11 protein-coding genes are annotated in these 11,785 nt (G+C 37.6%); all 11 read left to right on the top strand.

All coding sequences use genetic code 11. The annotated features are described in order from the left end of the window. Positions 1-68: 68 nt before the first annotated feature. The 11 genes from ASU35_RS15355 to ASU35_RS15305 all read left to right on the top strand — a co-directional run bounded on the left by ASU35_RS15355 (position 69) and on the right by ASU35_RS15305 (position 11,559). Positions 69-2,219, top strand: coding sequence for a hypothetical protein (locus ASU35_RS15355; RefSeq protein WP_058353862.1), 2,151 nt, complete (start codon positions 69-71; stop codon positions 2,217-2,219). After that, the gene (locus ASU35_RS15350; protein ID WP_058353861.1) at positions 2,216-4,375 is read left to right on the top strand and encodes an FtsK/SpoIIIE domain-containing protein; all 2,160 of its coding nucleotides are present in this window, start codon (positions 2,216-2,218) and stop codon (positions 4,373-4,375) included. Before ASU35_RS15355 ends, ASU35_RS15350 begins: the two co-directional genes overlap by 4 nt. 15 nt (positions 4,376-4,390) lie before the next feature. Further along, positions 4,391-6,193 (top strand): hypothetical protein, encoded by a 1,803-nt coding sequence (locus ASU35_RS15345; RefSeq protein ID WP_058353860.1) that lies wholly within the window; start codon positions 4,391-4,393, stop codon positions 6,191-6,193. Then, positions 6,165-6,935, top strand: a complete 771-nt coding sequence (locus ASU35_RS15340) for an NERD domain-containing protein (RefSeq protein ID WP_058353859.1) — start codon at positions 6,165-6,167, stop codon at positions 6,933-6,935. Before ASU35_RS15345 ends, ASU35_RS15340 begins: the two co-directional genes overlap by 29 nt. Before the next feature lie 53 nt (positions 6,936-6,988). Next, positions 6,989-7,837, top strand: coding sequence for a nucleotidyl transferase AbiEii/AbiGii toxin family protein (locus ASU35_RS15335; RefSeq protein ID WP_058353858.1), 849 nt, complete (start codon positions 6,989-6,991; stop codon positions 7,835-7,837). Beyond that, on the top strand, positions 7,834-8,265 hold the full coding sequence (locus ASU35_RS15330; RefSeq protein WP_058353857.1) for a hypothetical protein: 432 nt from the start codon (positions 7,834-7,836) through the stop codon (positions 8,263-8,265). Before ASU35_RS15335 ends, ASU35_RS15330 begins: the two co-directional genes overlap by 4 nt. Before the next feature lie 53 nt (positions 8,266-8,318). Then, on the top strand, positions 8,319-9,122 hold the full coding sequence (locus tag ASU35_RS15325) for a hypothetical protein (RefSeq protein WP_058353856.1): 804 nt from the start codon (positions 8,319-8,321) through the stop codon (positions 9,120-9,122). After that, the gene (locus tag ASU35_RS15320; protein WP_058353855.1) at positions 9,119-9,892 is read left to right on the top strand and encodes a toprim domain-containing protein; all 774 of its coding nucleotides are present in this window, start codon (positions 9,119-9,121) and stop codon (positions 9,890-9,892) included. The genes ASU35_RS15325 and ASU35_RS15320 overlap by 4 nt, the downstream gene beginning before the upstream one ends. 190 nt (positions 9,893-10,082) lie before the next feature. Next, positions 10,083-10,712, top strand: coding sequence for a hypothetical protein (locus ASU35_RS15315; protein WP_058353854.1), 630 nt, complete (start codon positions 10,083-10,085; stop codon positions 10,710-10,712). A gap of 65 nt (positions 10,713-10,777) precedes the next feature. Continuing rightward, complete coding sequence (locus ASU35_RS15310; RefSeq protein WP_058353853.1) at positions 10,778-11,224, top strand: MBL fold metallo-hydrolase; 447 nt, start codon at positions 10,778-10,780, stop codon at positions 11,222-11,224. A gap of 62 nt (positions 11,225-11,286) precedes the next feature. Then, a complete protein-coding gene (locus ASU35_RS15305) occupies positions 11,287-11,559 on the top strand; it encodes a hypothetical protein (protein WP_058353852.1) in 273 nt (90 codons plus the stop codon). Positions 11,560-11,785: the final 226 nt, after the last annotated feature.

Below are 11,785 nucleotides of genomic sequence, written 5' to 3'. Positions count from 1 at the left end.
TAGGATTTAATCTGCGGCAGGATTGCGACAGGAGAGAATTATAATTTGACGCGTGACAGATAGGTGCTATGATTAGTAAATATGGAACAGAAGAAGCAAGTTCTGAAGCACTTCTTGCAACTTTAGATTACTGTAAGTATCATCTGGGATGTACTACACCATACTCAATTACAATAGAGAATATAAGTCCTGAATTCTTTGCTGAAACAAGAGCATTTCTTGAGAGCTTAGCTCTCAGTGAAGTTACAGTGTTCAAACACATGGATGCAGCAGATAATCGTACTGTCTTCCAGAATAGCTGTACAGATACTGTGTTTATTGAACTCCCTAATCCAACTAATATTGATGAGAGCGGCGATCTTTTAGTCACATTTCCGGAACGAGGAGCTGTATGCCAACCATACACTGATAAAGCTGCTGAAACACCTAGGTATAAGGTTAGCAGTATTCCTAAGTATCAGTATCCACTTATTGAAGGTGTTGCGACAAATTCTACGTATGAATTGCACAGCAATGAGCAAAAGTATTATGATGCACTGATTGATTGGATTAATTATAATGTGGAGAACGAGCTTGGTGAGGATAAAGGTATTATTGATGCAGAGTCCGAGGAGTATATGAGGTCACTAATCGAAGTTGTGTATCCATGGCACTGGAGCCATAATCCTGATGTTCCTTTAGTGGACACAACAGCTGATAGTGAATCTGCCGGAGATGCTATGCAATCTAAATATGTGTTTACTAATAAATTTGGTGCGTATGGTGGTGCAGAGATTACTGGAAGTATTGGCAACAATGCAACCTTGGAGTTACTGAACTTTGTAAAGAAGGCTGCTGTTAGTATTGGTTACAAAGCGTATCCGTTAACAATTATTCAGTTACTCCGTTGGGGAGAACGTAAACCTACATTTATAACACTACCTGATTTCGATATGCAGTTTAATCTCGGTGACGGTACTGTAACTGAGTGTATTGGAAATATTGATGACTACAGTTATGTGCATGGTTATGAGGTATACGAAATTGTAGGATTAATTGTTGATGATTCTGTTATTGGTGACCCTAAATTTAAGTACACTTCCGGAGGAGTCGTAGGTTTTGCTCTTGGAGCTCCTATGATAAATAAGGTTAACGATAAGAAGATGCACAAGTACAAATACCTTAGTATGATAGACGCTGTTAGAGCTATAAGTGCTAATAAAATTTCTGTAAAGGGTGTTACTTACAACAATGGTACGTGGAGTGTTGAGCAGGACAGTATTGCTGATTATTATGTTATGTCCTTAAGTGATGTAGTGAAGGTATTTGAACATGATGAAAGTAATGCACTGTATGATCCGGTGTATCGTAGTGATGAGATGCTTGAGATGTGTATGTCACTTCAATCATTTAATGTAAAAGCTCCTTCCCAGCTAAAATTAATCCATGATTTGTTTAGTGATGCAAAATTAACAGACCATGTAGTTGAGCGTAGTTTTAGAACTGCTGAGGAGCTTAAGCAGAAAATAAGCCAGTATCTTATTACGTCACCAGCAGAGGCAGTTCAGTACAGTATTGTTAGGGTTCTTATCCCTGTATTTGAAGCTGCTGGATATGATGCTGTTAACCCGGACACCAGTTTAGCACAGTTATTAACTAGATGGGAAAATAGTATTAAGGAAGTTGGTTACCAAGGTGAAACAGATGCTACCAAGCCGGAAGCAGTAACTAAGGAGCCGGAAGTTCGTACACAAACAATTACTTCTTTTGGTGCTACAAATACAACACCTGTAGTGCCTGCAACAGCTGCACAAGCTACTACCCGTACAGCTAATGCACCAGAGCAGGCTCCTGTAACAACAGCAGCAACTGCAAGTGCACCTGCTATAAATATATTTAAACAGGTGCCTCCAGATTCAAATTATTACTTGCTACTTGGTATAAATGGTGAAGTGATTGGTGGTTTTGCTGCTGATTTCATACATATTACGGTGAAGGAGCAGCTTAAAAAGCTCTTTAGATTTACATTAGTCGACAAAGCAACTATTGATAGTGTACCTCCTGAAAGAATAGTTGGCAAGGAGTCAATAGTTATGGTTATTCCTTGGATGTTGTCTGATTTGTCATGTATTTTAAAGAACAGGCAGGATATATTTAAGTTATTCTTTAAAGATCAGGAAACAATGGATTACTACAAAGTTGCCATCAACGAGATGTGCAAGGGAGTGAAGAATAAGTGATAATAATAGATAATGAGTCTATCTTAGGAGTTACTCATAAAACAGAATCAAAAATGAAAGACGGTTGCACACCTATTTTGTTTATGGAGGATTTTGTTAATAAAGTCCTCCCTACTATTGAGAAAGAAAATAAACGAACTTACCCTTACGAAGTAAAGTTACCAAAAAGTAATGATGCTATGCTGAAAGGTGATTTCACACCTGCTCAGGTATTAACAATTAAAGAACCTATCAAGGGTTACAAGGGGTTACCTATTTGGAGTGGCGATTCTACGAATGGTGTCAGGATTAGGTCAGGTTACAAAAATGGTGATAGCCGGTATGTTAATGATTTTGTTATGGGGCAGAGAAATATTCACTCTATGTTGGGAGGTTCAACAGGACAGGGAAAGTCTGTTACATTGAATGCGATTATTTGGGCTATGACTTTGGAGTATGCGCCATGGGAATTGCATTTGTACTTGTCTGACCCTAAGATTGTTGAGTTTAAACCAATCGCTACTACCTATAAAATGCCGCATGTTAGAATGGTTGCTGCAACAGAGGACGTTGATTATTTCATTTCAATGCTTGAGGAATTAGAGAATGAAATGAAAACAAGACAGCAGGTGTTTGCTGCAGCCGGTAAGCTGTATAAAACAGAAATAAAAGATATTGCTAAATTTAGGCGTATTACAGGTTTAACTTTGCCGCAGATATTTATTATTGCAGATGAGTTTCAAGCTGGACTTGAAAATGCCAATAACAAACAAAAGGGGATTCTTGAAGCATTGTATGATTCATTCGGGCGACTTGGAAGAGCTGCTGGTGTTCATATGATACTGGCATCACAGGAGATTGGTTCTGCTATACCAGCTAAACTTTTTAAAAATGTAACAGGTAGAATGGCAGTAGGTTGCTTTGGTGACGTTAGTACAAAAATTCTTGGTAATGATGCCGCTAAGAATAATATGAATAAACCTGGACGGCTAATACAAAATGATAATAGTGATGCTGCTGACTCGAAGCATTTTAATGTACTGATAAGAGTGCCGTATATGGAGGGAACTATTTCTGCAGAATTGGCAAAAAGCACGGTTGAGGCAGCCAGAGCTATAGGGTATAAACCAGAGCTAGATTTTTATGATGAGAAAGATGTTATGGATGAAACTGCTTTTCGCAGGTTTATGGAAAATCCAGCACTTGATAAAAATTCGATATACTTAGGCGAAGTCTCTTCTGTTTGTAAAGATGATGTAAAAGCATTCAGGTTACAACTAACCGGAAAAGATATTGAGAATATATGCTGTATTAGTAGTGAAACAAATACACTCAAAAGATTTCATAAAATGGTTATGTACAACATTGGTAGAATGAAATGCAGTAATCTTGTGTTTAATGCTAATACATCATTCGATGAAGACGATTTTGAGTATTTAGAGCCATTGCGGTACGAGGATGGAAAGTCATTTTCAGACAGCAAGTTCTTTTCTGATGTCGCAATGATGATAAATTGTAGAAACCTAATGCTCGAAATAGATAAGGAAGCATTTAGGTCACCAAAACAATCGTTATTTGAGCAGGATGGTTTTGAAGAGATGTACAACGCAGTTATAAAAAAAATAAACTGTAAACAATCACAGTTGGCTAAAACTCGTGCAGCTCTTGTTTACTGGAACTTAACTAAAATGGAATCATACAAGAGGATGTTCGGACTAAATACTATGACTGTACAAGTCGCAAGTGAAGCACGGTGCAATGTTATGGGTACTATCCTTACGATGTATGAGAAGTATGGTTTGGGTATGAGCAAAACTGAGAGTTCTAACTTACCTAGGTATTTTTGTTGGGTGTATGGACTAGACCGCATAATTGGATTAGGAAGAGACCATAGGTCACAGTGCGAGACAGAGTTCGTTAAGTTGTTACAGGATGCGGCTACAGCTAATGTGCGGTTTATTTGTTCCACCTCTAAATTTGAGGATTTAGGAAGTCCAGACAATTTTAGGTGGTATTTACTTGATAATATAGCATCAAATATCCCTAACAGGTTAAAATGCTCAGATGATTACCCTGCAACTAAGGCTGCAGTGCTTGCTGTGCTGTACGATACTATTAATAAAATGAAACCAATAGTTAAGTTTAAAAAGATGTTGTTCGATGGAGAACCACTTTAAGATAGGAGGGTGGATGTGTATCGTTTTACAAGTAAAACCCCAGTAGATATTGATAAGTTTGAAGAAAGAATAAAAAGAAACGGAAGTATAGCAATAGTACGTGAGGATTACGAGTATGCTTACAAGTATGATCGCGGTGTAGAGCAGACGCTTCTACATAAAGCTATTGCATTAGTAAAACATGAGAGTGGAGGTAATTGCTTTGCAATAGACAAGCCTTCTGTACTTCGGTATTTACAACGGTATAAGAATTGTCCGGATAGATTTTTCAATAATAGAAAAACGCAAGATGAATCTATTGCTCTTCCAATACTTGAAAAGTTGGCAGCAGCTGGGTATGCACAGGAGTTTATTGAGCTGTATTCAAAATACCGGTCGTTGTATGCAATCAATAATAAAATGAGAAAAATGTTGCAGGAGTGTGTTGTTCCAATTGGCAAAAATCATTACGGGGATACCTTGGTAAATGTCCCATACAATGTTGGTCTGCAAACAAACCTTAGGCATAATTATCGTAAGTTTGACATAATAGCCCAAATAAGTAAAGAGAATAGCAATGTTATTTCAGTCGAGGATGGGTATGTGCTGGTGTGGGGAGACTTAGCTCAATCCGACTTTAGAGTTGCATACAATTTGTTTATCCGGTCTGAAGAGAATGATAAGGTTATGTCTCAGTATGCAGATAAGTATGAGGGGTTTGCAAGATTGGTTAATAAGGCAAATAATATTCCATTCGATGCTGAAAAATTCAAGAGTGAGCGTAAACTGTACAAAACAATGACATTGAAAGTGCTGTACGGTGGAGCTTCTGGTACAACGCAGGAAGAGCAGGAGTTTATTAATAGACTTACGCAATTCTTAAAGACGTGTGATAGGTATCAGGAGTTTGTACGTCGATTAGAACATAGACTTGAGCTTAACCTCGGTATAAGTATAACAAGCTATTTTGGCCATGTTGAAGTATGCCCTGTTTATCAGTATGATAGCTATAGTACAAAGACAAGAGCTTTAAATTGTCCAATGCAGACAGGCACCAGTGAAATTGCTATGCTAATAGTGAACGCTATACTAGATGAATTTTACAGTTTAGGTTACACTGAGGACGATATTAGTTTGTATATTTTGCGGCATGATGAACCTGTGTTTAAGGTAAAAGAAAGTGTGCTAAAAGATGCTTGGGTGTTTGAGCAGTTTAGAACAATACTGGTAGATGACTGGATTCCTTTGGAGATGACTGTCGAGGCAGGTTACAGATACAATAGGATTGATGAGGGATTGATGAATCAAATTGCAGAAAGCTGTAATAAAAATAAAGATAAAATTACGGTGTATGATACTAATACAGAGACTGCAATTTCAAGTTATTACCCTTTACCAAATTCAATTCAATTGCATATGCATTACAATATTGTAAATGATACTGCAATAGTCGCAGTTTATGAACCGACTACTTCTCAGGTTAATTACTATGCAATAGATGCAAGTGAACGAGAAACTTTAATGTATAGTATGGTAGCAAAGATTTTGGAGAGCAAAAAAGCCTTAGAAAAGCATGACGTGGCAACAATAGAGATACTTAGTAATAATGTAAAAGGTAGTGTTTACCAAGATGGTGAATTTTTCCAGTTTAATACAAAGTCAGATGTTAGTATGAATAACGTTGTTGCTTTGTGCGATTATATGACGTGTTTGTACTGTAGGAAGGTTGGTGTTCCTGATGTAGTTTCCCCGCCTACTGTGGATTACGAAGAGTTTGTAAAAACGAGAAAGAGTATTGAGGTATTGAACTATGACGAGGAACGAAGAGAAACAGCTTAAGGAAAAAACTCATACATTACTAATGGACAATTTTACCAGTAATGGTAAGGGTTACGCTATAAAAGTAGCACAAGAATTGCTGTACGCACATGATAAAGGTGATGACCCTCGCTTTAAACAGATAGTTAATGGAGAACTTTGTGAGACTGTGCTTGAGATATGTGTTATCGATTTTGTAATGAATCATGAGTGGGCACATGACTGGGTATGGGATAAGGGTTTAGTTCTACGTAACAAAGATGGTCAGTTCAATAGTAGATTTTTAACAGAGTTAGATTTCACACTGTTTACAGAAGATACTGTATTTTTGTTTGAATGCAAGAGCTACAGTGGAGAGAAAACTTTGACAGATTTGTGTACATTGACAAAGACGAGTACATACCGAGACGCCTCCGGTGAGATGCAGAAAAATACCAGAACGTTCGATGTATTTAACCAATCGTCTATTCATGCACAAACACTAATGCGTTGGATGGAACCCTTTACCTTACGTGGAGCAACACCAAAGGTGCAGTTGGTGCTGTTTGATTTCTCCAGAGGTGGTGTAAAGGATTTAAGGACACAGTCACATAAATTGTTGATGCCGTGTGTTAATGAGACCACCGTACAAAATCTGTTTAACAAAGGACAACCTCGCTGGAGTTTAAGCCATGTTGCAAATGCAGTTAATAGCTTGCATAGAACATCTGAGTTTATGGAAGATGCTCATTATCAGTATGTCACAGGTCTTCATAAAAAGTAATTTAATTGACATAAATTACAGTTACTGTTAAACTATAGGTTGGAGGTGTAACAATGGAACCACTTAATGCTTTTGATGATGTAAAAACATTCGAAACAGATGTAATTGATATTTACGAGAGCGAAAATAGCAAGTATTCAAAATTGGCTGATCTTAGTCATATGGAGCAGTTGGATTATATGGTTAATAGATTAGCTAGCATGTTTACTACTTCTATTGCTTTTAAAGGAGGGTATATGCTGAATAAGCTTATACCTGGTAGTAGAATGACTTTCGACATCGACTTTTCAATTGAGGAAAAGAAGAATTATGAAGTTATAAAGAATGAGCTTGGGAGAATTGCAATTGAATTTGAAAAGGCAGGAATAATTGCAGATTACAAAATAAAGGATAGTATCGCTCCCACAAGTTCTGGTGGAATTGATATGTATGCAGCTAGCGGAGAAAAGATTTTAGGAGTAGATGTTGGGCTGCACAACATTTCATACGGAGTTAAGCATTACAACATTAAGTTTACAGAGGTGCAGGCATTTGAATTTGAGCGAATGCTGAGCGATAAGATAATTGCTATTCTTTCTAGAAAGAGATTTCGACGTGCCAAAGATTTGTATGATCTGTATGCTATTACAAATTATACCTCTATAGATTTTAAAAAGCTTGTTGAGTATATTGAAATACGTGGTGGTGCAGAGTGGGATCATATTCCATTCAGTGATGATGTGATTGTGCAATACAGAAAAGCTTGGGAAAAATTGGTACTAATTGACAGTACTGTTGCAAATGTAGCTTTGGATAAACCGGAATTTGATGATGTGCTTTTTCAATTTTACAGATTCATAATGCCTGTAAAGAACAAACTTGATTGCACAAAATGGTCACCTTTAGAGAGGCGATGGAAATGAGCGATTATATCTTTGATAGAGAGATTACAAAACTTACTGTGCTGTGCGGGCAATGTGCTCTTGTGCGAAACGGTTTAACAACACAGGATGGTATAGTGCTTACTATGTGGACGCCGTTTAAGGAGATAGACGGAATTAATTATGGTGCAATGATTTATTACTACAACCCAGATATTGATACTGAGTTTTGTGTAAAGCCGATGCACACAAATCCATTGTTACTGTTACCATCTCCGGAACGAGCGATCGTTGAGTATGTGAAGAACGAGAAGTGGTGTGATGAAGGTACTCTGATAGAAGCGATTAAGACGTATATGTTAAGATTTAATGATAAAGAAGAGTTGTTTAGGGTTGCAGATTATTTCAGTGTCCCAAGAGAAACAATAGAATATTGGATTCATGAGGCAGAGACCGATGAAGAAGTATGAAAAACGATAGATAGTACCTATCGTTTTTCTTTTTCATGAAAGGAGTAAATAAGATGATACTCGATAAGTTGTATGAAGTTTATACTAATTTGGACGAGGCATTTAAGAAAAGTGGAGAGAAGTATCCAGTTGCATTTCTAAAGAATTTCCTTAAAGTAACTGAGACAGGTGACGGCCTAGTTGCAATACGTGCAATGATTGCTAAAGACTTTGTAGAGTCTGATGAAAATATACGCAGAAAGCAAGAGCTTTTAGACGCACTGAGTAGAACAATTGATAAATTACGTGGTATGGATGATTGTGCCGATATTGGCAGTATTACAGACTTCGTATGGGGTATTAGTGATGATACAGAAATTGAAGAGCAAACGGTAACCCTAGATGAGTTTAGTATGATTAAAGACACCAGGGTTAGTGATAAGACAGTCAATGATTTTGTTAAAAATGGCGAAGGTAGTGGAGTTTACACACTCACAAAGGGAGGCAAATTAAAGGTTTATGATATTCCTTCTAGAGTGGATTATGGCGGTGTAATCAAGTTCACGAGCTTGGGAGAAGGATTGGCTTATTACAATGACCAACTGCTAAGTGGCACGGAGCCTACAGAATTTCAAAATAAAGTTATGATTGCCGTTATGTATTTACTTGAGAATCAAATATTTGATAATGAGGTTCCATTTAGCATACAAAGTTCTGCCAAAATGAAGAAATGCAAGGTGTCGCCTGGCAGTATTCCTATGAGTGGTACTGTAAAGATGTTAGACACTAGACGACTACCAGAGCGAATTGTGTACAAAGAAGCTGAAGCCAATTTTAGATATCAAATTTATTCAGATGGGTTTGTGATTGCAGTATGAGATACTTAGACCAGGTTTACAATGAAGGTATTGCTGTTGTTCATGGTGAGCATTTTAACACACAGCTGGAATTTGCAAATGTTATTGGAAGTACCAGAGGTATTCCAGGTGAGTATTTGATGAGTATTGGGGCTTTCTTTGTTCCAAATAATGAGTATATGCTTGCTGTATTCGGAGAGGACTTAAGAGACCCAGAGTACGGATGTTATGTGGGAGATGATTGTGTTTGGGCAGGTCATCTTGTATTTCCAATATACAATGTTGCAGATGTTGTTAAGGGGTTTGTCGGGTTCAATCCAGAGATGTACCTAGCGAAGAAGGAGGATGCAACTTTAAGCGGCAACCATTACACATTAAGTGGTAAACGGGTGTTTACTAAAGGTAATTTCTTGTACACGCCAAAGGAAGTATACAAGAAAGCTTTTGATGATGGATACTTGTTTTTAACTGATGGGTTGTTTGATGCTATAAGTTTAAACTACGAAGGTTTTAATGCTGCGGCAATGTTAGGTTCTGCTGTTACTGATGCTATGATAATGCAATTGCGGTTTGTACAGCGAGTGATATTTGTAACAGATAATGACCAGGCTGGAATGAAAGTTTACAGACGGTTAGCGCAGAGTTTACATAATGTTGAATTGTACAAACAAGGTTTTTCTAAGGATATTGATGAGCTTCTGCATTCCGATAAAAGAGATAGACTGGTAGCTGATTTAAAATCTTTAGTAAATCAGAGCGAAAGTACGCGTAGCATTAGTGTATTTCGATAATAACATTTGATACTATAAAAAGCAGATAAAAACTAAAACCGTAATAAGTAGAATTGTAAGTTATAAATAGTTAAGGTAAGCGTGGAGAGATACCACGCTTACCTTTTTTGCCTGCGGGCTCAGTGCTGTTGGAACACACAGTACTAATAAGTAAATCAAATAAAAATAAAACAAAGAAAGAGGTAGTAAGATGGAAAGAAAAGTTTTAACACATGAAGAATTGATGACTATGCTGGAACAGGCTGGTAGCAATGGAGGTAGTTCGCTGAATATGCGTTCTGAGGCATTGCAGTCAAAAAAGAAGAAACGGTATATTCCACGTATTAAGCGTGAGTTGCGGAAGGTTAGTAGATTACTCCTTCCTATCGATTTGGCGATTCCGTTTAACCCTGTTACAGGGCAGTCAGAACCTGATGGATTTAATGCGGGTAATTGTTACAGACCACCTATTTCTGCAACATCCTCAGCCTTAGTTCTTAAAGAAATGGCACAGACGAATGAGGCTTTACGTGCAACATTAATGAAGCGTGCCGGTGTTACAGAATGGGATACTTCTGATGCTAAGACACTGACTAAGCAGGATTGGGTTATTTTTAAGAAATACAGAGTTCCTCGTATCTTTACGATACCGGCAATTCATGTTAATATTCCTGCACTTTCTAACTCCCAGTTTGGAGTAGATTACTTGTCTAATGTAGAGCGTGACAGTGATGGTGGTGTTGTTGGTGACTACCCAATGATTTTAAAGATTAACAAGCTGTTCAGAGATATTGCATTCGGGATAAAGAGGAAGAGTTTTTATTTGAAAACTTCTCTGTAACTGCATTTGAGGTAAAGCATTCAACGCAGTGCTATGGTTATACATTTGAGTTGAGACGACCTGCTGTGTATAATCAAGACCTTGCTACCTGCTTTGGTGTTGATAACGCAATGGCTGCATTACTACGAAGCGGGTATAGTATTGAGAAAGATGGGCTGCTTTTAACGCAAGAGGGAGTATTCGGACCTAGCAGAAAAGGTATTAAAGTAGTGTACTCGACGGATACTTTACCTTGTCAGAGCTTAGCTAATCAATTAACCAATGCAGATTTAGCAATACTTGAAGGAATGTACTGGAATACAACCCCTAAAAATTCTAAGATGTATCACTCTACGTGCACTGAGTCGTTACAACTTGCAAAAGCACGGGGAGTCAAAGAGGTGTGGTTAACTCATTTCAGTCCAATGTTTTGTAATACAGGTGAGGCTCAGCAAGAGCTTCGTGAAGAGTACGGTGATACTATTACCCTTGGTTACAGCGGTTTGAATCGTACGTTGTGGTTTAATGATTGATAACTTAGTAGTCAGCTTTCACATAGTTAGTTACATTGATAATTAGCTAAGGAGGTATGACAATGAGTGATTTGATTGCAAAAACAGTGAAACAAGATGGAGGTAGCATAGCGGTGTACTTAGAAACTCCGAAGTTTAGCGGAGAGTGCGTTCCAATTTCAGTTGCTGCAAAGGTTATGAAAAAAGACAGGGTGTACGTGACACAGGGACTTCAGGAGAAGAGGTTACCATTCGGAACAGCATTTAAAAGAGAAGGCAGTAGTCATTTTGATTACTATATAAGTCCAAAGCTATTTTGGGAATACACTGGATATGTTTACAAAGGAGACGAATAGTCGTCTCCTTTTTTTGGTGCGTTAAAAAGTGTTTCCAGTTACTTGCATGTTACTTGCAAAACTAGCCTACTAAAGTAGGGCGGATGCCTCTAAGTATTACGAATTAAGAGGGATATTAAATTTGTAAAAAAGTTTACGAAAATGGTTTGTATTTTCTGATTAAATGTAACCTGAATCCGTGAAGTTCACCCTTTTTTACAACCAACTCCTAAAATGGAACTGATTG

It is taken from the genome of Acetivibrio ethanolgignens, from assembly GCF_001461035.1.
GTDB lineage: Bacteria > Bacillota > Clostridia > Lachnospirales > Lachnospiraceae > Velocimicrobium > Velocimicrobium ethanolgignens.
This window is presented reverse-complemented; position numbering and strand designations above follow the sequence as displayed.